The organism is Streptomyces sp. JJ38, assembly GCF_019303475.1.
GTDB lineage: Bacteria > Actinomycetota > Actinomycetes > Streptomycetales > Streptomycetaceae > Streptomyces.
Genome location: NZ_JABLSI010000012.1, coordinates 52,826 through 76,053 on the forward strand (window position 1 = coordinate 52,826; position 23,228 = coordinate 76,053).

Sequence of the window (23,228 nt, forward strand, 5' to 3'; positions counted from 1 at the left end):
GGTCGCGGTGGCCGCCGCCCTCGGAGGCTGACCTCCGCGCGGCGCCCCGGACACCGGGACGCCGGGCGGCGCCGCCCTGGCCGGAGGGCACACCGGCGCGGGACCGCCGCCCGCCGTGCACCGGCCACGACGGGATCACGCCGGGCCGGGAGACGACGCCCCCCGTGCGGACGGAGGCGGTACGTGGTGCTCTTGCCTGGAGCGGACTCGAAGCAGTTGGCTTGTGGTTCATGAAGTACACACAGCTCGGACGTACCGGACTCAAGGTCAGTCGACTCGTGCTCGGCACGATGAACTTCGGTCCGCAGACAGACGAAGCGACCAGCCACGGCATCATGGACGCCGCCCTCGACGCGGGTCTGAACTTCGTGGACACGGCCAACGTGTATGGGTGGGGCGAGAACAAGGGCCGCACCGAGGAGATCATCGGCAGCTGGTTCGCCGGAGGTGGCGGCCGGCGCGACAAGACCGTACTGGCCACCAAGGTGTTCGGGAACATGGCGGGCGGCGGGGAGGTCTGGCCCAACCACGACAAGCTCTCCGCGGTGAACATCCGCCGAGCCGTCGACGCCTCCCTCAGGCGCCTGCAGACCGACTACATCGACGTCTACCAGTTCCATCACATCGACCGGTCGACGCCGTTCGAGGAGATCTGGCAGGCGATCGACGTCCTGGTCCAGCAGGGGAAGATCCTCTACGCGGGGTCCTCCAACTTCCCCGGCTACAAGATCGCCCAGGCCAACGAGGCCGCCGCCCGGCACGGACGCGTCGGCCTGGTGAGCGAACAGTGCCTCTACAACCTCGCCGAGCGCCGCGCCGAGATGGAGGTCATCCCCGCCGCGCGGGACTACGGCCTCGGCGTCATCCCGTGGTCCCCGCTGCACGGAGGGCTGCTCGGCGGCGTCCTCAAGAAGGAGGCCACCCAGGGACGCCGCGCGAGCGGCCGCGCGGCCGACGCGCTCCGGGACGCCAGGACGCGCGAGCAGATCCAGGCGTACGAGAACCTTCTCGACAAGCACGGCCTCGAGCCGGGCGAGGCGGCGCTCGCCTGGCTGCTCACCCGCCCCGGCGTGACCGGCCCGATCGTCGGCCCCCGCACGCCCGAGCAGCTGGATTCGGCGCTGCGCGCCCTGGAGCTGGAGCTGGGCGAGGAGCTGCTGGCGTCCCTCGACGAGATCTTCCCCGGCCCCGGGCCGTCTCCCGAAGCCTTCGCCTGGTGAGGTAGCGCGCCCGCGTCGAGGGGCCGTCGCCCTGCGCTCGCGTACGAGGCGGGTCAAAGGCGGCGGCCCGCGGCCGTCAGCCGCGGGGGAACTCGTCCGTGGTGAGGGTCAGGCCGACCGGGGTGTCCTTGAGGTTGATCTCCGTGCCGAAGTCGACCGTCAGCTCGCTCGCGTAGTCGCCGTCCTTGGGCAGCGTGAACACCCGGCACCGGCCGACGTAGGGGTCGACGACGAGGTAGACGGCCACCTTGGCGGTGGCGTAGGCCGCCTTCTTCGGGCCGTAGTCGTTGACGGCCGTGCCCTTGGAGATCACCTCGGCGACGAACTCGACGTCCTCGTGGCGCCAGCGGCCCTGGGGCGTCGGCTCGGCCCCCTCCCGGAACGCGGCGATGTCGGAGGCGAAGCCGTTGAGATGTCCGGGGAAGTCGATCCGCACGTCGGAGGCGAGCCGCTTGCGGGGATACCGGGTACGGAGCTGCTCATAGACATCCGCGATGATCTCCCAGTGCGTCTGCCGCTGCGGTGACATGAAGACGTTCCCCTCGACGATCTCGACCTTGAATCCCTCGGGGACGGGCATCCGCTCCAGCCGCTCGAACCACTCGTCGAGGCTGAGTTCGTCGCTGTCTGCCATGTCGGTCCTGTCATCGTGCAGTGCGATGGTCACCATGGCGCACCCCTCCGCCGACGCGGGGTCGCGGTCGGCCGCGCGGTACAACGATACGCACGGCGGGGTTACGTCAGGGGATCGCTGCGGGCTCGGCGGTGTCGGTCGGGGCGACGGCGTAGGGGGCGCCGAGGGCCCAGGCGTCGTGGAGGGCGGCGGCGAAGGCGGCGGCCAGCCGGTGCTCGCCGGGGGCGGCGGGGTGGGTGCCGTCGTACGTGTCGCGGGCCAGGTCCCAGTCGGCGGGGGCGGGGGCCAGGACGAGCGGGGAGCCCGGTGTCGACAGCTCGGCCACGGCGACGGTCAGCAGGGCGTTGAAGCGGGCGACCTCGGCCGCGAACGGGAGGTCGTGCGCGGCCCGCACGTTGGGGATGACGGGCAGGAGCACGGCCCGTATCGCGGGGTCGGCGCGGCGGGCCTCGGCGAGGAAGCGGCGCACGTTGGCCGCGGTCTGCCCGGCGTCGGTGTAGAAGCCGAGGTCGATGAGGCCGAGGGAGACGAGGAGGACGTCGGGGCGGTGCGTGTGGACGGCGTCGGCTATGACGTCGGCGTGGTGCAGCCAGCCCTCGCCCCAGCCGGCGAGATGGCCGCGGTCGGCGGCCGGGAACGCCGGTTCGCCGTAGGCGTGGGAGCCCTCGTGGAGGGCGTCGCGGGGACCGACGAACTCGGCGGGCACGGCGGCCTCCCGCAGATGGGCCCACAGCCGGTAGCGCCAGGTGTAGTCACCGGCGCTGCCGATCGTCATCGAGTCTCCGACGCACATGAAACGCACCGGCACATTCTGCCGGTAACCCGCTCTGACCTGCGGCGTGATAACTCTCACGCCTGGCGAGTGAGCCAACGGGCGCGCCGGCGCCGAAAGCGACGAGACCAACCGGCTGACAAAAGGACGGAGCGCTGGGGGCACCCCCCTGGGGACACCTCCCAGCGATAGCCGGGGGAGTCGAGGAGTGCCGACACCGGGTACGAGCGCCCGGAGGCGAACCGATCCAGGATTGGCGCGTACATTCGGATCATGCTTCGACAGTCTCCGGGCCGGTGGTTGCAGATCATCGGCGTCGCACACACAGCCATCGGAATCCCCCTGTACGGCGCGGAGTTGCGCGGGATCGTGCGGGACGGGATCGTCGACACCGTGCCGGATCACGGCGAGCGGGCCGCCGCCTTCTGGTACCTGACGGCGGGGCCGGGCATGTGGCTCGCCGGGCGGCTCCTGCGGTCCGCCGAGCGGAGTGACGACGTCGCCGCCCAGCGCGTCGCGGGCGGTTTCGTGGCCGCGACGGGTGCGGCGGGGGCGCTGCTCATGCCGCGCAGCGGCTTCTGGGCGCTCGCCGCCGTCGGAGCCACCGCCTTCCGCCGGGCGGGCCACCGCTGATGCGGAAGCGGACCGCGGCCCTCGGCGCGCTGCTCACCCTCTCGGTCTGGCCGCTCGGTCCCGCGCCCGCGGCCGCCGCCGAGGAGCCGGGCTTCACCGTGCGGGACCCGCGGATCACGGAGGCCAGCGGACTGGCGGCCAGCCGTGCGCACGCGGGCGTGTACTGGACGCACAACGACAGCGCCAACAGCCCCGAACTGTTCGCGGTGGACGGTGAGACGGGCGAGACGCTGGCCACGGTCACCCTGGCCGGGGTGGAGGGCCGGGACCTGGAGGCCGTCTCGGTGGGCCCGGACGGCGACGTCTACGTCGGGGACATCGGCGACAACCTCGGCGGCACCTGGCCACAGGTGTGGATCTACCGGTTCGCCGAGCCCGCGGAGCTGGCGGACGCCACCGTCGAGCCCACCGTCTACCCGGTGAAGTACGCGGACGGAGCGCGGGACGCCGAGTCGCTGGCCGTGCACCCGCGCACCGGGCGCGTGTACATCGTGGGCAAGACGGAGGGCGGCGACGGCCTGTACGCCGGTCCAAAGGAGCTGTCGGCGAACGGCGTGAACACCTTCACGCGGATCGCCGACATCGAGCTGTGGGCCACGGACGCGGCCTTCTCCCCCGACGGCACCCGGCTCGCCGTGCGCAGCTACTTCGGCGGGCGGATGTACGCCTGGGAGGACGGCGCGCCCCGGGAGGTCGGGCGGCTTCCGGTGCCGATGCAGCGGCAGGGCGAGTCCCTGGCGTTCACTCCGGACGGGCGGACGGTGCTGTTCGGGAGCGAGGGCGAGGGCGAGGAGGTCATCGCCCGGGAGCTGAGCGGCGAACTGCTCCCCGAGAGCGCCCGGCAGGGGGACGAGGGGGAGGACGGGTCCGGTACCGCCGGCGGGCCGGAGCCGGGCGCCTCGGGCGACGGAGCCGGGCGGGACGTCGACGGGGACACGCTGGCGCTCGGTGGGGCGGGGATCGCCATCGCCCTCGCCGTGTGGCTGGCGGTGCGCGGCGGTCGCCGAGCACGCTGACCCGTCCGGCGCCGGTGCGAGGTCACGTGCTGGCGTCCTCGTGGCCGCACTCGGCGGACATCGCGGTACCGAGGGTGCGCCCCGGCTCCGGTTCCGGCTCCAGGTCGGCACGGGCCGCGATCGTGGCGGCGAAGCCGTCCAGCAGGGGTTCGAGGCCGAAGTCCAGGAGGTCGAGGCCGTCGCTCTCGAAGACGTTCTCGGGGAGCGCGGCGACCTCCGGATAGGCGCCGCTGGCCATCGCCTTCTCCAGGTACGGCGTCTGCGCCGACCAGAACTCCTCGTCGCTGACGCCTGACTCCTCGGCGGCCCGCTGGGCGAGGACGGTCGTGCGGGCGGTGCCGACGACATAGTTGTCGAGCGTCACCAGCATCGCGACCTTCTCCCGCCCGGTCAGGCCGAGCCCGCGCAGCCCGGCGAGCGCGAAGTCGAAGGCGGCGAGGCCGTTGGGGCCGAGGACGGGGCGGGTCTGGTTGATCTGGAGCAGCCACGGGTGGCGCAGGCACAGCTGCCAGGTTCCCCGGGCGACCAGCTCCAGCGTCGTGCGCCAGTCCTCGCCCCGGTGCTCCTCCAGGCCCTCGATTTCCTGGACGTGATCGAGCATCAGGTCCAGCAGCTCGCCCTTGCCCGGAACATGGCGGTAGAGGGACATCGTGCCGACGCCGAGCCGTTCGGCGACCTTGCGCATGGACAGGGCCGCGATCCCCTCCTCGTCGGCCACGTCCACGGCCGCGGCGACGACGGCGGACACACTCAGCCCCGGCTTGGGCCCGCGGGAAGCCGGCTGGGCGGTGCCCCAGAGCAGAGCCATGCTCCGGTGCAGGTCGCCGCTTCCGGCATGTTCGGTCGTCGTCATCTCATGCGCCATCGTAATCCCCCGAGAGAGGATCTGCGTATGGTGTACGCTGTTTTAACTGCGTACACCATACGCAGATGTTTCGGAACTCAAGGGGGACCTCTGTGCATCCGACCGACTCCACCCGCTACGCGGTACGCGCCGAGGGGCTGCGCAAGCGCTACGGCAAGGGGAAGTCCGAGAAGCCGGCCCTGAGCGGCTTCGACCTCGCCGTCCCCGCCGGCACCGTCCACGGACTGCTCGGACCGAACGGCGCGGGCAAGACGACGGCGGTCCGCATCCTGGGCACGCTGCTCAGGGCGGACGGCGGCCACGCCCGCGTCGGCGGCCACGACGTGGCGACCGAACCCCGCCTCGTCCGGCGCCTGGTCGGCTTCACCGGCCAGTACGCGGCCGTCGACGAGATCCTGTCCGGGCGGCAGAACCTGGAGATGTTCGGACGTCTCTTCCACCTCGGCCGGGCCACGGCCCGGCGCCGCGCCCAGGAACTGCTGGAGCAGTTCCGCCTGACCGAGGCCGCGGACAAGGTCGTCTCCGGCTACAGCGGCGGCATGCGCCGCCGCCTCGACCTCGCCGCCTCCCTGATCCTCGCGCCCAGGGTGCTCTTCCTCGACGAGCCGACGACGGGCCTCGACCCGCGCGCCCGCAACGAGGTGTGGGACGCCGTCCGCGACCTCGCCGCCGCCGGGACGACGGTCCTGCTGACCACCCAGTACCTCGACGAGGCCGACCAGCTCGCCGACCGCATCACCGTCATCTCCGCCGCGCCCGGCGAGGGCGGCCGGACCATCGCCGACGACACCCCCGAAGCGCTGAAGAACCTGATCGGCGGTGACCAGATCGAGGTCGTCGTCGCCGGACCGCGGCAGCTGGCCGCCGCCGCACGGGCGGTCGCCCGCGTCAGCGGCGGCCGGCCGCACCGCGACACCGAGGCGCTGCGGATCAGCGCGCCCGTCGCGGACCGGGTCGAGGCCCTGACCGAGGTCGCCCGGGTCCTCCGCGACGAAGCCGTGGACGTCGTCGACCTCGGCGTCCGCCGCCCCACGCTGGACGAGGTCTTCCTGCGCCTCACCGGCGTCCCCACCGAACAGCCCGAGGCGTCCCAGGAGGTCTCCGCCGCATGAGCGCCACCCTCGGCCAATCCACCGCCCCCGCCCGGTCCACCGCGCTCGACGCCCTCTCCACACTGGACGGCCCCGAGCGACGGCTGCGCTGGGCACTGACCGACTGCTGGACGATCGTCCGCCGGGAGCTGACCCATCTCGTCCGGCAACCCACCATCATCGCCTGGCAGCTGGGCTTCCCGATCGTCTCCGTCCTGCTGTTCGTCTACGTCTTCGGCAGCGCCATGGACGTCGGCGGCAGCACGGACTACAAGGACTTCGCCATGCCCGGCATGTTCACGATGACCATGGCGTTCGGGTTCATGAACACCGCCATGGCCGTGGCCGTCGACAAGGAGCGCGGCGTCATCGACCGCTTCCGGTCCATGCCGATGGCCCCCTCGGCCGTCGTCACCGGTCGCGGCGTCTCCGATGTCCTGCACGCCTCGCTGGACCTGACGGTGCTGGCCGCCATCGCCCTCGTCATCGGCTGGCGGCCGAACGGCGGCATCCCCGCGGCGCTGGGCGCCTTCGCCCTGCTGCTCTTCCTGCGCTTCGCCCTCATCTGGGTCGGCGTCTGGATCGGGCTGAGGGTGAAGAACCAGGAGGCCGCGGGCAACCTGTTCGCCCTCGCCTTCCCCTTCGGCATGATCTCCAGCGTCTTCACCCCGCCGTCGATGATGCCGGACTGGCTGGGCGCCGTCGCCATGTGGAACCCGGTCTCCTCCACCGCCAACGCGGTACGGGACCTGTTCGGTCAGCCGATGGTGACGACGGGCGGGAGCTGGATCGAGTCTCAGCCGCTGCTCATGTCCGTCGGCTGGCCGCTGCTCATCACCGCGGCGTTCCTGCCGCTGGCCGTCCGCACCTACCAGCGGATGTCCCGGTAGGCCCGGAGCCGCCGGGCGCGCCCGCGCCCAGGGCACGGACGAACGGAGAGGCCCTGCCGTCTGCGGCAGGGCCTCTCCGTTCGGCTGCGGGGTCGGGCGCTCAGAGGCGCTCGATGACGTGGTCGACGCACCGGGTCAGGGCCTCGACGTCCGCGGGCTCGACGGCCGGGAACATCGCCACCCGGAGCTGGTTGCGGCCCAGCTTCCGGTAGGGCTCGGTGTCCACGATGCCGTTGGCCCGCAGCACCTTCGCGACGGCCGCGGCGTCCACCTCGTCCGCGAAGTCGATGGTGCCGACGACCTGGGAGCGCTGCGCCGGGTCCACGACGAACGGGGAGGCGTACTTGGCGGCCTCCGCCCAGCCGTACAGGGCGCGCGCGGAGGCCGCGGTGCGGCGCACGGCCCAGTCCAGGCCGCCCTGGCCGTTGATCCAGTCGAGCTGGTCGGCGAGGAGGAAGAGCGTGGCCAGCGCCGGGGTGTTGTACGTCTGGTTCTTGCGCGAGTTGTCGATCGCGGTGGCCAGGTCGAAGAAGGCCGGGATGTGGCGGTCGCTCGCGGCGATCCGCTCGGCACGCTCCAGGGCGGCCGGGGAGAAGACGCCGAGCCACAGGCCGCCGTCCGCCGCGAAGGACTTCTGCGGGGCGAAGTAGTAGACGTCGGTCTCGGCGATGTCCACCGGCAGACCGCCGGCGCCGGAGGTGGCGTCCACGAGGACGAGCGCGCCCTCGTCGGCGCCCTCGACGCGCTTCAGCGGAGCCGCGACGCCGGTGGAGGTCTCGTTGTGGGTGAGGGCGTAGACGTCGACGCCCGCCTCGGCCCGCGGCTCGGGGTGCGTACCGGCCGGGGACTCGACGACGCTCGGCTCGGCCAGCCACGGCGCGAGCTTGGCGGCCTTGGCGAACTTCGAGGAGAACTCGCCGAAGGAGAGGTGCTGCGACCTGGTGTCGATGAGCCCGTGGGTCGCGATGTCCCAGAAGGCGGTGGAGCCGCCGTTGCCGAGGATCACCTCGTAACCCTCGGGCAGGGAGAAGAGCTCGCGCACGCCCTCGCGGACCCGGCCGACGAGGTTCTTCACCGGAGCCTGGCGGTGCGAGGTGCCCAGCAGCGAGGTGCCGGTGGCGGCCAGGGCGCTGAGCGCCTCGGTCCGCACCTTGGAGGGACCCGATCCGAAGCGTCCGTCGGCGGGCTTGATGTCAGCGGGAATCTGGATCTCAGCCACGTGCCGAGCCTAACCGCTCGGTAGCCCGGCAACGGGGCTGTCCGGCCCGTGAGACGGCGGACGTCTCACGGGCCGGGTGTGCCGCGCTCCCCGCGGCCGGGTCAGTCGAACCAGCGGTCGACGGTCAGTTCGTCCGCGCGCTCCGGGTCCTCCAGCAGCGCGGCGGCCTCGAAGCGCCGGGGCCAGGCCCCCGCCGCCCAGGCCAGCCCCGCGGCGAGACCCTCCAGCGTGGCGGCGTGCAGGGCGCCGTCCGGCGCGAGCCGCCAGTCCAGCTCGACGCCCTCGACGAGGAGTTCGTCGTGCTCGGTGTACGACATCGGCGTCTCGGGGCCGAGCAGCTCGCGGACCTCGCCGGGCACCTCGCGGAGGGCGCCGCCCCCGGGGGCGGGCGCGGGCACGGCCTCGCTCAGCAGGCCCACGTCCAGCACGGCGGCCAGCCGCGCGGCCCGCTCCGGGCGCACCGGCAGCAGGGCGCGCCCCGCCGCCAGCGGCAGCAGGTCCGGCGCGTCCGCGACGAGCGCGCCCTCGGCGTCCACCACCCGGACCCGGCCGTCCACGACGGCGCGGACCTCGTCCGGAAGCGTCACCTCCTCCGGGTCGAGCTCGGCCAGCAGCGAGTAGAGCCCGTGGAGCTGAGCCGGGCCGACGGGCAGTTCGGCCTCGGCGAGCCGGGCCAGTAGCTCGGCGGCGCCACCGGGCTCGTCGAGCAGGGCGGCCGCCGAGGTGCGCACGCCGAGGGCGTGCAGCAGCGCCGGGTCGTCGAACCCGCTCGCGTCGGCCTCCTCGTAGAGCCCCGCCAGCAGCGGGTCACCGCCCGCGGCGCGCAGCCCTGCCGGCCGTCGGCCGTCCAGCACCGGATGGCCGCGCAACCACCACGCGGTGTACGAGCGAACCGTCTCGGCCGTGCCGTCGGGCAGCAGAACCCGCACCGGCGTGGTCAGCGCGTCCCGCAGCGGCGGCCGGGCCAGCAGGGCGAGCGCCTGCGGCCAGCGGTCGTCGTCGACGAGGTCCAGGTCGCGGACGGCCAGCAGCTCGGTGGCCACCGGCGGCACCGGCGTGTCGGGGAGCTGGTCCAGGACGTCCTCGCACCACACGTCGACGGCGTCCAGCAGCCCGGCGTCGTCCGGCTCGGGGTAGTCGGTGTCACGGGGTTCGAACTCGTCCGGGTCGAGGACGAGGTCGGCGGCGCGCACCAGCGGGAAGTCGGCCAGCACGCCGACCGCGGTGAGCGTCTGCTCGCCCCAGCGCTCGGCCAGCTCCGGCTCGCACAGCGGCAGTTCCCCCTCGCGCAGCACGGCGGCGAACGGGCTGCCCGGGAAGGCCAGCTCACCGGCCGGCACCGGTTCCCCGTCCTCGTCGGGCAGGGCGAGCGCGGCCAGCCACGGCTCGTCGCCCGGTGCGAGCCCCGCGTCACGGACGAGGCCGAGCACGAGGTCCGTCAACTCCTCCGGGTCGAGCGCGGAGCCGTCCTCGTCCCACACCTCGTCGGCGTCCAGCGAAGCGGCCACGGCCGCCCGGACCTGCGGCGTCGTCAGGACGGCGCGCGGCGTGGCGGGGACGGCGCCCAGCTTCTCCAGCAGCGGGTGCGCGGCCTCGGTGTGGGCGACCTTCAGCCCCAGCCGGGCCAGCCGGTCCGCCCCGGCCATATCGGGCAGCGGCAGCAGGACGTGCCGTGGACCGATCGTCGTGCGGCCGTCCGCGAGCGGCACCGGCAGCCCGGTGAGCCGGTCGGGGTCGACCCCGGCCAAGGAGTCGTACAGTCGGCGCCACCACGCGGGATCGCGCTCGATCCCGGCCAGACGGTCGATGACCTCGCCGAGCGGGATGCGCGGCACCTCCAGCGTGCGCAGCTCGGTGCGCCGCTCCAGCCCCGCGGGCAGCAGGCTCGGGAACAGCTCGGCCAGGACGGCCACCGTGGCCGAGCCCGCGCCCTGGGCGATCTCCGCGTCCCGCGGACGCAGCGCCAGCGGCTCGCCCTCGGCCCCGTCCGACCCGTCACCGGGGGCGGCGCTCGGCAGGAACGGCACGCCCGGCAGCCGCTCCAGCAGCCGCGCCCGCAGCGCCCCGTCCAGCTCGCCGCGCCCGAGCGGGCCGGGGACGAGGTCGATAACTCCCGGGCCCACCGGGTGCCAGTCGCGCAGCAGTTCCGTATACGTGTCGGCCGCCCGGTCCAGCAGGAAGTCCGTCAGCGGGCCCGGAGCGGTGTGCCGCCGCGTCGACTCCAGCGGGAAGCTCGCGATGAGCAGCGCGGGCACGCCCAACGGCTCGTCCGTGGGCGTGGGCGCGTGCACCACGGGCGCCGTCTCCGGCCGGACCGGCGCCCCGGCACCGTCCACCGGCACCGCCCACGTCACCGTCCAGACCGGACGGCCCCGCTCCTCCACCGGACGGTCGGCCAGCAGCGCCGGATCGGTGACACCGTGCGCCGACGCCACCCGCCAACGCCGGTCACCGATCACCGTCCACGGTCCGTCGGCCCGGCGCGTCAGCGTGCGCTCGCCCTCGGCCGTCTCCACCGTGACCTCGGCCAGCCCCGGCAGGGCCAGCAGCAGCGCGTCGTCCACCCCGGCCAGCAGCCGCTCCGCCAACTCCCGCGCGGCCGCGTCCCGCAACGGCAGCACCACGGCCGTGTCGTACCCGGCGGGCGCGGCCCCCTCCGCGGCGAACGGCAACCGCAGCAGCGGCACGTGGCCGTCCCGGCGCCGCAGCTCCTCCGCCAGCCCCGGCACCGCCGCGGCCAGCTCCCGAGCCTCCGCCAACGACCACCGCACGCCCCCGCCGTGGCTCACCACGGCCGGTTCGTCGCTCACCGTCAGCACGGCGGCGAACCCGACGCCGAACCGGCCGACCGTCGCGGCCTCGTCCCGCTTGGCCGAAGCCCGCAGCGTCGCCAACGACTCGACCCCGGCCGCGTCCAGGTGGGCTCCGGTGTTCGCGGCCACCAGCGTGCCGTCGCGCAACGTCAACCGCAGCCGCCCGGGCACTCCGGCCCGCGCCGCCGCGTCCGCCGCGTTCTGGGCCAGCTCCACGACGAGCCGGTCCCGGTAGCCGCCGAGGGCCAGCTCCTCCTCGGCGTTCGCGTCCTCCCGGAAGCGGGCAGGTGAGGCCGTCCACGCGTCCAACACTCGCCGTCGGAGTTCGCCGACCCCGAACACATCACCGTCCATGCGGCCGACCGTACCGCTCCCCAAGGGCTCCCCCACCACCGGTGCGCCCCGCGCGGGCGGCCCGGGGCGACTGTCCCCGGGCACCCCGGCGATTCCGGCATGGCCGTCCGGGCGCCCCCGCGACGCTTCCCAACGCCGGAGTCGTCAGCCGTTCACCGAGGGCGAGGCCTCGGGGGCGTGTTCGACGTCGGCGACATCCGGGAAGACCAGGTCGTTCCGGCACCCGAAGCCCTTGGCAGCCTTCTCCCCCGAGGCGAGGAGCACGGAGAACTCGCCGTCCCGACCTATGAGATCCATCCAGTCCTCAAGGCGACCCTCGACAGTGCGCGGCTCGCCCCCACCCTGCTCCTGGCACAGGAAACGGATTTTCCTGACACCTATCTCAGCCCCGCCAATCATGGCGATAAGCTCGACGTGCTCCGTGCCCCCGTAGTACCACTCCTGACCCAGGTCACTGTTCAGATGCTCCTCTGGCAGCCTGAACTCACTCCCTGAGGCCGCCCAGGCGTAGGAGATGTCGAACTTCAGGGACTCATCACCAGGACGCCGAAGGGTGCAAAAATTCCCTGGATATTGCGGGCCCGCCTCGGTTTCATCCACTATCCGCTCGGGCGGCGCAATCCCCTTGACTCCAGGTTCGTTGAATTTCACCTCCGCGAACACTCCGTGGCAGAGCTCGTCGTAGTCAGCCAACTCCCCTGACTCCGGCCCCCCTGAGCCGCAGCCCATGATGACACTGAGCAGGGAAAGAGCCACTGGTACTCGCCTCACCTATCAGTCCCATCCATCGTATCCGCGCGAACCATCCCGCGCGTGTAGGCACCCGCAGCCCCATCATCCATGGACGAGCCCTTCAAGCCATGCAGCTCCTGGTACGCGTACCCATTACTCCAGGACATTCTTTGACCATGTGTGATGATCTTATCGGATTCGATGCCCGCTTCGATCGAATTATCCTGCTCACCCGCCTTGACATCCTCTGCCATTTCATTCCCGAAGTACGTGTCGAGTGCCTTGACTCCCGCATCCACGGCGATCGGAACGGCGACGGCGGCCGCAACCCCGGCGCCTGGGTTCGCCGTTGCCGCCGTCACACCCAGGAATGCAGCTCCGCTCACTCCAACGCTGACGCCGTACTTCTTCCACGACGAGGATTCCTCCCTGGCCCTGTTCACCTCATCCGCCCTACCCTTGAACTCCTGTTCGATCTGCGAAGTCCGCGCTTCGTCAAGGATTCCATGGTTGTACGCGCCTACATTCTGAGCCTTGTGCGCCAGCTCCGAGTCGTCGCCCTGCGCCTCCATAAGACTGGCGGTATAAGCGTGCTGAGCCGCCGACAGGGTCTCGTAACCACCAGAGTGTTGACCGACGTTGTAGAGAAACCTAAGAGCCGCGCCTTCATCCAGTGAGATATGGCCGACATCTCCTCGATCGAAAATGCTCCTCTGATCCTCAGAGTCCATTGGGCCAGCATGTGGCGCAACACCCCACGACAGGTCGTCGATGTAGCCCGCTCCCATTTCGGCGAGGCTGTTTACAACACCTGGCCGCTTGTCCGAAAAGTCAGGGTCATGGGCTACGGCGATGGCCACCTGCTCCATGACGTTGGCCGTGACATCATCGCGCTGTAGGCCGACTTCCCGGTAAGGGACTCCCAAGGTGGCGGACTCCAGTGCACGGCCAAGCTCATCGTATGCATACCCTCGCTTGGAGTCCTGGCCCTCCACCGGATCATGGGGCCAGCCACGCTCGAGCAAGAGGTACCTCAGATCCTTGTCCAGGTATTTGTCCCATTCATTGGGGTTGTAATTCTCCCAGTTGCCGGAGTGGAAAAATTCCTTGGAGGCTTCTGGGTTGTTCCCCAGGGCCGTCAGGAATCCTGCCATGGGGTCGTTACCCTTGTCGGTTCCGCCGATGTTCAGGTAGTGCGGCTCGACGCCGAGAGTCCAGATATACCTACTGTCACACTCCTTCTCGAAGTCGATGAGTTCACGACCGTAGGACTGGAGGAAGTCGGGGTCGAAATCTCCCTCGTGCATGAGGCTGCTGAGGACCTGGAAGCCGTAAGGGGTACGGGCCTTGACCGGCTCGGCCCCGGGGTTGGTGGGGGCGATGACCCGCTCGCCGCCGAGTTCGATGATCTCCTTCTTCCACTGCCGCATCTCCGGGCTCTGGGAGTGCGAGGCCGTGGCCAGGGTGTGGCCGAGGGAGTCCTGGAGTCTCGTCAGGATCGCCGTCTGTTTCTTGGTCCTGTCGTGGTCGGCGGTGACCCCGGCCCAGAACTCCAGAACGCCGTTCGGCCCCGCCTTGAGGGCGAAGCGCTCGGCGAAGTACGGGTCGCCTTCGCGTCGGGCGAGCACCGTGTTGAGGGTTCGCAGGTCCGCGTAGTCCGCCCCGTGCCCCTTGGCGAGGATTCGGGTCGTGGTGTCGGCGTCCTCGGCGGCCTGCCGCTTGCCCTCCGCCGCGGCGTCGACGCTGTCGTAGGTGCCCGCGTTGAAGCCCTTGTCGCGGCCGTTCCAGTCCTGCGTCAGGGCCCACTTCAGGGCCTCGTCCGCGTCCGTGGCGTCGTTGACGGCGCTCCGGACGCGGGTGTTGTAGCCCGTGATCGTCTCGGTGTAGAGCCGCTGCCTGCTGCCGTCCTCGTCATCGGTCGCGGAGAAGGTGACGACCCCCTCGGAGGAGATACTGAGGTTGCGGTCCTCCTCGACCTCGTCGCGGACGGCCCGCGCCCGCTTCTGGGCGGAGCGGAACGCCTCCAGCGCGCTCTCGAGGAGACGGTGGACGGCTCGCGCCTCGTCCTCGGCGGAGCTGAACTGGCGGACGACCCCGTCGAACTTCCTGAACGCCGCCTCGGCCGTCTCGCCCGTCCAGTCGGAGCCCCGCAGGCCCTTGATGACCAGGTTGTCGAAATTGCGGCCGATCGTGTTGAACTGGCCGGGCAGGTTGCGCCACTTGAGCACCGCCTCGTCCAGCGGGGCCAGGTCGGCGGTCATCAGGTTGTGGTACGTGACCATCTTCGGTGTTCCCCCGGCGAGCTACTTGACGTCCTTCGGCACATCGATCTGCCTGGCCTTGTCCGCCTGGTCGAGGTCCTCGACGCGCAGCAGCCCGGCGGCGTTGCGGAGGGACTGGGCCACGCCCCGGCCCAGCAAGCCGTCCATGTAGGTCATCTGTTCGCGCCAGCGCTCCTGGAACACCGCGACGGCTCCGGCGGAGGCGAAGCCCGTGAGGCCCTTCGCGATCTCGCCGGTCTCCTTCATCGTGGCGTCGTCCGCCTTACGGAAGGCGGTGCGGACGGTCTCGGCCTCGCCTGCCCGGTTCACGAGCAGCGACGGAGTCACCTTCAGTTGCGGCCCGGGGATTCCGCCCCCGCCGTCGACCGGTGCCACCCCGGCCAGGCGCAGCCCGGCCCGCTCCTTGAGCTGGGCCCACTCCTCGTCGAACGACACCTCTCCCCCACCCTTTCGACCCCCGTCCACCCGAATCCGTGTTCACGCCGCCACACGGCGTGCGGCGTCACTGTAGCGCCGACCGGTGACCGGGTTCGGCGGAACGCGTCGCTTCGGTTGGGTGAGGGGTGGGGAGGGTCAGGTGGCGGGCTGGTCCGGCTCCGGGTCGGCGGCCGGGGACGGAGCCGGGGTGTCGTGGAGGGAGAGCGCGTCGACCTTGGTCTCGTCGATGACCGGGGGCGGGGGCTGCGGGGGCTGCGGCATGACGGCGGCCTCGGAGTGGGCACCGCAGCCGTAGCCGAAGGAGACGACGCGGCCGTCGGCGGGGGCGTACTCGTTGGCGCAGACGCCGAAGGCCTGGCGGAGGGAGCCGGCGAGGGGGACGAGGAAGCCGCAGGTCTGGCAGGAGGCGGGGGCGGCCTGGGCCATCGGGGTGCGGGGGCCGAAGTCGTCCTCCCAGCGCTCGGCGGCGAGATGGAGTCCAAGCCGGGAGAGGACGCGGGCGCGGCGCATGCCGAGCTCGTCGGCGACGGCGCCGATCTCGCCGGTGCGGGGCAGCGGGCCGGGCTCCTGCTCGGCGAGGGCCTCGGGGGTGGCGGAGTTCGGGGGCGGGGCGTCCTCGCCGGAGAAGCCGGGTTCCAGGCGCAGGTCGTCGGGCTCGGTGGGCAGGAGGTCACCGGTGCCGAGGTCGCCGGGGCGCAGGCGGTCGCTCCAGGGCACCCAGACGGGGGCGAGGACGGCCTCGGGGCCGGGCAGCAGCACGGTCTCGTCGAGGGTGACGACGCGGGCGCGGGAGGCGCGGGCGACGGTGACGGCCCAGCGCCAGCCGCGATAGCCGGGCTCCTGGCATTCGAAGAGGTGGGTGACCACGCGGTCGCCGTCGGCCACGGCTCCGAGGTAGTCGCCGACGGTGCCGGGGCGGGCCGCGTCGACGGCGGCCTCCCGGGCGAGTTCCACTGCCTCGGCGCACAGCCGGTCGGGGGTACGGCTTCGCATCGCAGCACTCACAGCAATCGTCTCTTCCCTACGCCATGTCGCGCCTGCGCGCACGACAGGTGGCCAAGTGGTCGCCGTGGGGGACGGAGCGGACCGTTGGACCGCTGCGACGTAACCCGCACCGGGAACACGGGGGACGATGCCGTACGGGGCGCGCTGTGCTCCCACGCTACCCCACGGCGACGTACCGCAACCGACCGAGGCGGGTGCGGAGGGAAGAGTTCAGCTCGTGGCGGGTTCCGGTGTCGGTCAAGCTTCGATGCCGTTGAAACGGGTCAACCTGGGGCACACTGACGGGGTGACCGACGATGTGGAAGGCGGGCGCCTGACGGGCCGGTCGAGGCGCCCGGGGCGTGGCAGCGGCCGTACCCGGCCGGGTGCTGCCACGCCGGGCGGTGCGGCGGTGTCCGCGGGCGTGGAGCCGTGGGACGAGGGTGTCGGCCGGGCGGGAGGACGCCCGGGGGTGGCGCGGCGTGTCGCGCGGGGCGTGGGGCGTGCCGTGCACCGGCCGCCGAGCGCGCTGGGACGGCGTATCCGCCGGGCCACGCACGCGCAGGGCGCCGGCGAGTCGGGGCTGGGCAAGCTCATCGAGCTGCACATGATCAACTCGGCCGGCGACATGCTCATCACGATCGCGCTGGCCTCGACCATCTTCTTCTCCGTCCCCACCGGTGAGGCGCGCGGCCGGGTGGCGCTGTACCTGGCGGTGACGCTGGCGCCGTTCATCCTGCTGGCGCCGATCATCGGCCCGCTGCTGGACCGGATTCCGCACGGGCGGCGGGCCGCGATGGCGGGCGCGCTGCTGGCCCGGGCCCTGTTGGCGCTGGCACTTTCGGGCGCGGTGGCGGACGGCGGGCTGGAGCTGTATCCGGCGGCGCTGGGCGTGCTGGTGGCGTCGAAGGCGTACAACATCGTGCGCTCGGCCGTGGTGCCGCGGCTGCTTCCGCCACGCATCTCCCTGGTGAAGGCGAACTCGCGGATCACGCTGGCGGGTCTGCTGGCGACGGGTGCGGCGGCGCCCGTCGGTGCCGGGCTGCATCAGATCGGGCCGCAGTGGCCGCTGTACGGGGCGTTCGCGATCCAGATCGTCGGCATGTTCCTGGCCTTCAGCCTGCCGCACCAGGTGGACTCGGCGAAGGGCGAGCACCGGGCGCAGCTCGCGGCGGCGCGTGGTGAGCCGGAGCCGTGGGTGGCCAAGCACACGCCGGGGCACCAGCACCGTGCCGAGCACCGGCCGGGACTGCGGACGGTCGGCGCGTCCGTGCTGAACGCGCTCATCGCGAACTCCTCGGTGCGGGCGCTGTCCGGGTTCCTGACCTTCTTCCTGGCGTTCCTGTTGCGCGAGCATCCGATGGACGGGCGCAGCGCCGCCTTCTCGCTCGCGCTGGTGGCGGTGGCGGCCGGTACGGGCAACGCGCTCGGCACGACGCTGGGGGCGTGGCTGAGGTCCCGCGCCCCGGAACTGATCATCGCCACGGTGCTGGTGGTGGCGCTCGGCGTCACGCTGGTGGCGGCCGTGCGGTTCGAGGCGGTGACGGTGACGGCGGTCGCCGCGTGCGCGGGGGTGTGCCAGGCGCTGGCGAAGCTGTCGATGGACGCGCTGATCCAGCGGGACGTACCCGAGCAGGTGCGGACGTCGGCGTTCGCCCGTTCGGAGACGTTGGTGCAGATGTCGTGGGTGGCGGGCGGCGCGGTGGGGATCGTGCTGCCGCTGTACGGGACGCTGGGCATGGCGGTGGGTGCCACGCTGATCGCGGCCGGTGCGCTGGCCTCGGTGCGGGGGCTGTTGGCGGCGGCCCGGCGCGGCACGCCGCACCCCCGCGTCGCCTGAGCGGGCGGGGGCGATAGCCTGCCCCTCATGACCAGCATGCCCTCCCGGCTCCGGGGCCGTCACACCCGGGCCGCCGCTGCGGCCGGCACCGCCGTCCTCGCGCTGTTCACGCTGTCCGCGTGCGGCGAGAAGCCCACTCCGATGACGACGGTCACCGTCGGCTCGAACAGTGTCTTCGCGGAAGCCGCCTGCTACAACGACGGCGACAAGCTGAGCGACAAGACCCTCGAGAAGTGCGGGGATGAGGCGGACAAGGTCGGCAAGGACCAGACCATCACCCTCGACCGCGACGAGAACCTCAGCATCGGTGTCGAGCCGGAGATCGCCGAGCGCGGCTGGTTCGTCCTGCTCGACGGCCGCCCGCTGGGTGAGTTCCGCAACTTCCACGACACGACGTACCAGTCCTTCGAGGTCAGCGACATCTTCGACGGCGTCCAGCAGCTGGGCATGGAGCAGCGCGACAGCGTGACGCTGACGATCCTGGAGACGCCGGAGCCCACGGCGGACCAGAAGGAGCAGCCGGGCGTCTTCGGCGTCTGGAACTTCAAGCTCAACCTCGACTGACCCACCGGTCCGCGTGCGCGTCCTGGTCGTCACCGCCGTCCCGCCCGAGCGGGACGCGGTGACGGGTGCCGCCGGCCGGCCGCCGAGGCCGGTCGGGCTGCCCGGCGCGGCCGAGGCGCACCGGGTCGCGCTGGACGGTCCGAAGGGCGCCGACGCCGAGTTGGACGTCCTGGCCGCGGGCGTCGGCCCGGCCGCCGCCGCGGCCGGTACGGCGACCGCGCTGACGGCGGCCGTCCTCGCGGGGACGCCGTATGAGCTCGTCGTGTCGGCCGGTATCGGCGGCGGCATCGGTGTCGCACCGGGGCGGATCGTGGTGGCCACCGCGCTCGTGGCCGCCGATCTGGGCGCGGAGACGGCCGAGGGCTTCCTGCCCGTGGCGGAGCTGGGCTTCGGCACGTCGGTGCACCGGCCGCCGCCGGAGCCCGTGCGGGAACTGGCCGAGACCGTAGGCGGCGTGACCGGGCCCGTGCTGACCGTCTCCACCGTCACCGGCACCGCGCAGGGCGCCGCCGAGCTGGTCCGGCGTCACCCGGGGGCGGTGGCGGAGGCGATGGAGGGCTTCGGGGTCGCCGAGGCCGCGGCGGCCTTCGGCGTCCCGGCCCTGGAGATGCGGGCCGTGTCGAACGCGGTCGGCCCGCGGGACCGTGCGGCCTGGCGGGTTCCCGAGGCGCTGGCCGCGCTCGGGGACGCGTTCCGGGCGGCGGCGCCGCTGCTGGAGACGTGGACGAGGTCCGGGGATGGGACGAGGTGGAGGACGACTCATGGCTGACGTTCCGCGGGGGGCCGGGGACGGCACCGTCTCGATCGCGTACTCGCCCTGCCCCAACGACACCTTCGTCTTCCACGCCTGGGCGCACGGGCTCGTGCCGGACGCGCCCCCGGTCGACGTCACCTTCGCCGACATCGACGTGACCAACGGGCTCGCCGAGCGCGGCGCCGACTGCCCGTTCGACATTCTGAAGATCTCCTACGGCCAATTGCCCTACGTACTGGACGAGTTCGCGCTGCTGCCGTGCGGCGGGGCGCTGGGCACGGGCTGCGGCCCGCTGGTGCTGACCCGTGAGCCGGGGCTGTCGCTGACCGGCCGGACGGTGGCCGTGCCGAGCGAGCGTTCCACCGCCTATCTGCTGTTCCGGCTGTGGGCGGCGGCGGAGGTGCCCGGCGGGGTCGGGGAGATCGTCGTCCTGCCGTTCCACGAGATCATGCCCGCCGTGCGGGACGGCAAGGTGGACGCCGGTCTCGTCATCCACGAGGCGCGGTTCACCTACCAGGGGTTCGGCCTGCACCGGCTCGCGGACATGGGCGAGCACTGGGAGCGCACGACGCGGCTGCCGATCCCGCTCGGCGCGATCGTCGCGCGTCGCTCGCTGGGCGCGGAGCGGCTGACGGCGCTGGCCGGGGCCATCCGGGCCTCGGTGCGGATGGCCTGGGACGATCCCGAGGCGTCCCGCGGATATGTGCTGGAGCACGCGCAGGAGATGGACCGCGCGGTGGTGGACCAGCACATCGGCCTCTACGTCAACGAGTTCACCGCCGATCTGGGCGAGGCGGGGTACGCCGCCGTGCGCGGGCTGCTCACGCGGGCCGCCGCCGAGGGCCTCGTGCCGCCGCTGGCCCCGGACGCGCTGTGGGCGCCCCGTTAGGGGCGCGGGGAACCGCGCGAACGGCCACGCCGTGCCCACACCCTGCGACGCGCGGGCAGGGGCGGCCTCTGCCCAGGCCGGGCCCGGCGCCAAAGTACTGCCCGTGCCAGCCCTGCGCCTCCGCGCAGACCTCCCCAGCGCCGGGGGTCCGGGGTGCTGTGGGCGTCCCGTTCAGGCCAGCTGACGGCGGACCAGGTGGTGGAAGGGGCCGTCGGGACGGGCCAGGAGCTCGGCGGGCGTGCCCTGCTCGACGATCCGGCCCGCGGACATCACGAGCACCCGGTCGGCGTCCATGATCGTGGAAAGCCGGTGTGCGATGACGAGCCGCGTGCAGCGCAGGGCCCGGGTGCTGTCGATGACGGCGCGCTGGGCCTCGTTGTCGAGGGCGCTCGTCGCCTCGTCGAAGAACAGGACGCGGGGGCGGCGGATGAGGGCCTGCGCGATCATGAGCCGCTGCCGCTGGCCGCCGGAGATGGTGCCGCCGCCGGTGGACAGGATCGTGTGCATACCCATCGGCATGGCTTCGATGTCCTCGGCGAGCCCCGCCATCCGGGCGGCTTCCCAGACCTCCTCCAGGGTGAACTCCTCAGCGCCGCGGATGGCGTCGAGGATGGAGCCGACGACGGGCTGCGCGTGCTGGAGGACGACACCGCACTGGCGGCGGACGGCGGCGCGGTCGAGGGCGGCGAGGTCCTGACCGTCGTAGAGGACGCTGCCGTGGTCGGGGGCGTCGAAGCCGATGAGCATGCGCAGCAGCGTCGACTTGCCGCAGCCGCTCGGGCCGACGACGGCGACGAACTCGCCGGGTGCCACCTCGACGGAGACGTCGTCGAGGACGAGGGGCCCGTCGTCGGTGTAGCGGAAGGACAGATTCCGGGCTTCGAGGCGCCCGGTGAGCACGCCGGGGTGGGCGCTGCCGCCGGGCACTTCGGGGAGTTCGTCCAGTACGGGCCGGATCTGCTCGAACAGCGGCAGCGCGGAGGCGGCGGAGAGGAACGCGCCGGTGATCTGGGTGACCGAGGTCAGCAGCATCGTGACGGCGGTGTTGAAGGTGAGGAAGTCCCCGGCGGTGAGGGTGCCGCGCGCCGGCCCCGCGAGCAGCATGAACATGACCAGTGTGGTGAGGGGCAGATAGACGGTGCTGAGCCCCGTGGTGACGTTCTTGATCCGCCCCACCCGCTGCTGGATCTCCCGGCTGCGGGCGAACTCCCGGGCCCAGGCGGCGTAGGCGAAGCTCTCCGCGGCGGCCACCCGCAGCTTCGGCAGGCCGCGCAGGGTCTGGAAGGCCCGGTTGTTCAGCTTGTGCGACAGCTTCGTCAGCCGCCGCTCCCAGCGCACCTGCCACAGGCCCAGCACCAGGAACGTGCCGCAGACGACGGTCAGCAGCCCGAGGGCGGCGAGGGTCAGCGGAACGCTGTACCACAGCAGCAGGACCAGGCTCATCGCCCCGACCGTGCTCGACTGCACCGCCACCGGGCCGACTCCGGACAGCACCCGCCGCATGTGGCTGACGCCCAGGGCCGCGCTGGCCAGCTCGCCGGTGGACCGGCGGGTGAAGAACCGGGTGGGCAGCCGCAGCAGCCGGTCCCACACGGCCGGCTGGAGCGTGCTCTCCACGCGCCCCTCGAGCCGCAGGACCGACAGGTTCTGGAGCAGCATGAACGCCGCCGTCACGACGCTGGAGACCATCACGGCCAGCGCCGCCTGGACGATGAGCCCCGTCTCCGCGGCCGGCACGTAGACGCCGAGGACCCGCCCGGTGGCGATGGGCACCAGGGCGCCCAGCGCGACGGCGACGAGGCTGCCCAGGGCCAGCGTCCCCAGGTCGGGGCGGGTGCCGTGCAGGCAGAACCGGGCGAGCCGCCAGGCGCCCACCGGGCGGTCCGGCAGCGGCCGGTAGAGCATGACGGCACGCGGCTCGAACCGGGCCGCGACGCCCGGCGTCCCGATCCGGGTGCGGCGCCCGTCGGCGTCCACCGCCTCGTACCGGCCGCGCCGCCACAGCAACGCCACCGGGTGCCCGGTGAACGCCTGGCGGCCGACGAGCGGGCCCACGTTCTCCCGCCACCAGCGCCCGCGCAGCCCCACGCCCCGGGTGCGGATACGGGAGGCCAGGGCGATGCGTTCGATCGGATCGGTGCGCTCGTCCAGCGGTGACGCCCCGGCCGCCGGGGCGGTGAGCGTGATGCCGGCGGCGCGGGCCACCGTGCGGCAGACGGCGAGGGTCTCGTCGTCCGTCGCCTCGGCCTGGACCCCCGCGCCGCCCCCGCCGCGGGTGCGGATGGAGGCCAGCAGCGCTTGGTCCGCCTGCGCCTTCACCGTCTCCCCCGCGGCGATGCCGGCGGCGGTGCGGTCCTCGTGCGCCTGCTCCAGGTGGTCGATCCAGCGGTCGAGGGCGCAGGTCAGCCGGTACTGCTGGTTGACCAGCCGCTGCCACAGGGCGCCGTCCACCAGCAGGTCGGCGGCGACATCCGCCCCGTACTCGGCCCCGTACCGGACGCTGCCCGGCGGCACCCGCACCCACAGGATCTCGTCGTCGTCCGGAGCCGCGAGCAGGTCCTCGGCCGAGGGCGGCGGCTCGGCACCGCCGTGCCCCTGGCGCGGCGCCTCCGACAGCACCCGCAGGCTGTGGCCGACGCCGACCGCGAACGCGTGCTCCAGCGGGCTGGGCCCGTACGCCTGTCCGACGCCGTACCCGTGCCCGGCGTCCTGGCCGTGGCCGTAGCCGTAGGCATCGTGGCCGTAGGCGTCGTGGCCGTAAGCGTCGTAGCCGTAGGCGTCGTAGCCGTACCCCTGGGCGTACTGGTCGTCCTCCGGCACGTGGCCGGTGCCGCCCCAGGCGTGGGGCGGGGGCGTCTGCGGTTGCAGCTCGCGCAGCCAGACGCGCCGCAGCGCGCAGCCGCGCAGCGGGCGGCCGACGAGCGTGTGCCGCGGGCCCTCCACCGGGCCCAGCAGCAGGGCCCCGGGGCCCAGTCGGCCCAGGAAGTGCCAGTGGCCCTGCTGGGCCGCGTCGACGGCGAACAGGTCGAGCGCGCCCGACTGGACGAGCCACAGCACGTGCGGCCCGTCCAGGGACATGCTGCGCAGCCCCGTGCAGTCGACGGGCTCACCCAGGGCGCCGACGGCGGCGAGGACGGGATCGTACGGCTGGTCGCCCGCGCTCTCCGCCGACGCGGTGCCGTGGGGCGCCGGGGCGGCGTCGTACGGCGCGGAGTCGGCGTCGTGGAGGAAGGTCAAC

At 72.8% G+C, this 23,228-nt stretch carries 19 protein-coding genes; 9 read left to right on the forward strand and 10 right to left on the reverse strand.

All coding sequences use genetic code 11. From position 1 onward, the window contains the following. The first annotated feature begins 230 nt into the window (after positions 1 to 230). Entirely contained in the window at positions 231 to 1,220 is a 990-nt protein-coding gene (locus HPT28_RS08345) for an aldo/keto reductase (protein ID WP_219090318.1), read from the forward strand. A gap of 76 nt (positions 1,221 to 1,296) precedes the next feature. Here HPT28_RS08345 and HPT28_RS08350 read toward each other — a convergent pair whose 3' ends face one another. Together HPT28_RS08350 and HPT28_RS08355 are read right to left on the reverse strand one after the other, a co-directional pair. After that, complete coding sequence (locus HPT28_RS08350) at positions 1,297 to 1,890, reverse strand: Uma2 family endonuclease (protein WP_257578258.1); 594 nt, start codon at positions 1,888 to 1,890, stop codon at positions 1,297 to 1,299. A 70-nt stretch (positions 1,891 to 1,960) separates the two neighbouring features. Beyond that, positions 1,961 to 2,656, reverse strand: a complete 696-nt coding sequence (locus HPT28_RS08355) for a GDSL-type esterase/lipase family protein (RefSeq protein ID WP_374226936.1) — start codon at positions 2,654 to 2,656, stop codon at positions 1,961 to 1,963. 243 nt (positions 2,657 to 2,899) lie between these two features. Here HPT28_RS08355 and HPT28_RS08360 point away from each other — a divergent pair, with 243 nt between their 5' ends. Together HPT28_RS08360 and HPT28_RS08365 are read left to right on the forward strand one after the other, a co-directional pair. Continuing rightward, on the forward strand, positions 2,900 to 3,259 hold the full coding sequence (locus tag HPT28_RS08360; protein WP_219090319.1) for a DUF6463 family protein: 360 nt from the start codon (positions 2,900 to 2,902) through the stop codon (positions 3,257 to 3,259). Then, complete coding sequence (locus tag HPT28_RS08365) at positions 3,259 to 4,275, forward strand: hypothetical protein (RefSeq protein WP_257578259.1); 1,017 nt, start codon at positions 3,259 to 3,261, stop codon at positions 4,273 to 4,275. Before HPT28_RS08360 ends, HPT28_RS08365 begins: the two co-directional genes overlap by 1 nt. 22 nt (positions 4,276 to 4,297) lie before the next feature. Here HPT28_RS08365 and HPT28_RS08370 read toward each other — a convergent pair whose 3' ends face one another. Further along, complete coding sequence (locus HPT28_RS08370) at positions 4,298 to 5,128, reverse strand: TetR/AcrR family transcriptional regulator (protein WP_219090320.1); 831 nt, start codon at positions 5,126 to 5,128, stop codon at positions 4,298 to 4,300. Between the two features lie 104 nt (positions 5,129 to 5,232). On the opposite strand from HPT28_RS08370, the gene HPT28_RS08375 reads away from it, so the two are divergent. After that, entirely contained in the window at positions 5,233 to 6,252 is a 1,020-nt protein-coding gene (locus tag HPT28_RS08375) for an ATP-binding cassette domain-containing protein (protein WP_308119131.1), read from the forward strand. Continuing rightward, a complete protein-coding gene (locus tag HPT28_RS08380; RefSeq protein ID WP_219090322.1) occupies positions 6,249 to 7,121 on the forward strand; it encodes an ABC transporter permease in 873 nt (290 codons plus the stop codon). Before HPT28_RS08375 ends, HPT28_RS08380 begins: the two co-directional genes overlap by 4 nt. A gap of 100 nt (positions 7,122 to 7,221) precedes the next feature. Here the strand turns inward: HPT28_RS08380 and serC are convergent, their stop codons facing one another. The 6 genes from serC to HPT28_RS08410 all read right to left on the reverse strand — a co-directional run bounded on the left by serC (position 7,222) and on the right by HPT28_RS08410 (position 15,952). Continuing rightward, positions 7,222 to 8,340, reverse strand: coding sequence for a phosphoserine transaminase (serC, locus tag HPT28_RS08385; RefSeq protein ID WP_219090323.1), 1,119 nt, complete (start codon positions 8,338 to 8,340; stop codon positions 7,222 to 7,224). 101 nt (positions 8,341 to 8,441) lie between these two features. After that, complete coding sequence (locus HPT28_RS08390; RefSeq protein WP_219090324.1) at positions 8,442 to 11,507, reverse strand: sacsin N-terminal ATP-binding-like domain-containing protein; 3,066 nt, start codon at positions 11,505 to 11,507, stop codon at positions 8,442 to 8,444. Positions 11,508 to 11,651: 144 nt separating this feature from the next. Continuing rightward, positions 11,652 to 12,200, reverse strand: a complete 549-nt coding sequence (locus HPT28_RS08395) for a hypothetical protein (RefSeq protein WP_219090325.1) — start codon at positions 12,198 to 12,200, stop codon at positions 11,652 to 11,654. A gap of 74 nt (positions 12,201 to 12,274) precedes the next feature. Then, on the reverse strand, positions 12,275 to 14,500 hold the full coding sequence (locus HPT28_RS08400) for a hypothetical protein (RefSeq protein WP_219090326.1): 2,226 nt from the start codon (positions 14,498 to 14,500) through the stop codon (positions 12,275 to 12,277). 42 nt (positions 14,501 to 14,542) lie between these two features. Then, positions 14,543 to 14,956 (reverse strand): hypothetical protein, encoded by a 414-nt coding sequence (locus HPT28_RS08405; RefSeq protein ID WP_219090327.1) that lies wholly within the window; start codon positions 14,954 to 14,956, stop codon positions 14,543 to 14,545. 138 nt (positions 14,957 to 15,094) lie between these two features. Next, entirely contained in the window at positions 15,095 to 15,952 is an 858-nt protein-coding gene (locus HPT28_RS08410) for a DUF3027 domain-containing protein (RefSeq protein WP_219090328.1), read from the reverse strand. A 463-nt stretch (positions 15,953 to 16,415) separates the two neighbouring features. Between HPT28_RS08410 and HPT28_RS08415 the strand changes: the two genes are divergently transcribed. The 4 genes from HPT28_RS08415 to HPT28_RS08430 are packed head-to-tail and all read left to right on the forward strand — an operon-like array spanning position 16,416 to position 19,990. Next, on the forward strand, positions 16,416 to 17,783 hold the full coding sequence (locus tag HPT28_RS08415; RefSeq protein WP_374226937.1) for an MFS transporter: 1,368 nt from the start codon (positions 16,416 to 16,418) through the stop codon (positions 17,781 to 17,783). A 27-nt stretch (positions 17,784 to 17,810) separates the two neighbouring features. Then, positions 17,811 to 18,347, forward strand: coding sequence for a DUF2771 domain-containing protein (locus HPT28_RS08420; protein WP_219090330.1), 537 nt, complete (start codon positions 17,811 to 17,813; stop codon positions 18,345 to 18,347). Between the two features lie 13 nt (positions 18,348 to 18,360). Beyond that, on the forward strand, positions 18,361 to 19,116 hold the full coding sequence (locus HPT28_RS08425) for a futalosine hydrolase (RefSeq protein WP_219090331.1): 756 nt from the start codon (positions 18,361 to 18,363) through the stop codon (positions 19,114 to 19,116). Next, positions 19,109 to 19,990 (forward strand): 1,4-dihydroxy-6-naphthoate synthase, encoded by an 882-nt coding sequence (locus HPT28_RS08430; protein ID WP_219090332.1) that lies wholly within the window; start codon positions 19,109 to 19,111, stop codon positions 19,988 to 19,990. Before HPT28_RS08425 ends, HPT28_RS08430 begins: the two co-directional genes overlap by 8 nt. A gap of 171 nt (positions 19,991 to 20,161) precedes the next feature. On the opposite strand, the gene HPT28_RS08435 is transcribed toward HPT28_RS08430, so the two are convergent. Next, complete coding sequence (locus HPT28_RS08435) at positions 20,162 to 23,227, reverse strand: NHLP bacteriocin export ABC transporter permease/ATPase subunit (RefSeq protein WP_374226938.1); 3,066 nt, start codon at positions 23,225 to 23,227, stop codon at positions 20,162 to 20,164. Position 23,228 lies beyond the last annotated feature (1 nt).

What these genes read in the sequence shown, in the direction of transcription:
- HPT28_RS08380 (WP_219090322.1), top strand. Translation starts at nt 6,249, where the DNA reads ATGAGCGCCACCCTCGGCCAATCCACCGCCCCCGCCCGGTCCACCGCG.
- HPT28_RS08370 (WP_219090320.1), bottom strand. Translation starts at nt 5,128, where the DNA reads ATGACGACGACCGAACATGCCGGAAGCGGCGACCTGCACCGGAGCATG.
- HPT28_RS08350 (WP_257578258.1), bottom strand. Translation starts at nt 1,890, where the DNA reads ATGGTGACCATCGCACTGCACGATGACAGGACCGACATGGCAGACAGC.
- HPT28_RS08345 (WP_219090318.1), top strand. Translation starts at nt 231, where the DNA reads ATGAAGTACACACAGCTCGGACGTACCGGACTCAAGGTCAGTCGACTC.
- HPT28_RS08390 (WP_219090324.1), bottom strand. Translation starts at nt 11,507, where the DNA reads ATGGACGGTGATGTGTTCGGGGTCGGCGAACTCCGACGGCGAGTGTTG.
- HPT28_RS08430 (WP_219090332.1), top strand. Translation starts at nt 19,109, where the DNA reads ATGGCTGACGTTCCGCGGGGGGCCGGGGACGGCACCGTCTCGATCGCG.
- HPT28_RS08400 (WP_219090326.1), bottom strand. Translation starts at nt 14,500, where the DNA reads ATGACCGCCGACCTGGCCCCGCTGGACGAGGCGGTGCTCAAGTGGCGC.
- HPT28_RS08410 (WP_219090328.1), bottom strand. Translation starts at nt 15,952, where the DNA reads ATGCGAAGCCGTACCCCCGACCGGCTGTGCGCCGAGGCAGTGGAACTC.
- HPT28_RS08420 (WP_219090330.1), top strand. Translation starts at nt 17,811, where the DNA reads ATGACCAGCATGCCCTCCCGGCTCCGGGGCCGTCACACCCGGGCCGCC.
- HPT28_RS08360 (WP_219090319.1), top strand. Translation starts at nt 2,900, where the DNA reads ATGCTTCGACAGTCTCCGGGCCGGTGGTTGCAGATCATCGGCGTCGCA.
- HPT28_RS08365 (WP_257578259.1), top strand. Translation starts at nt 3,259, where the DNA reads ATGCGGAAGCGGACCGCGGCCCTCGGCGCGCTGCTCACCCTCTCGGTC.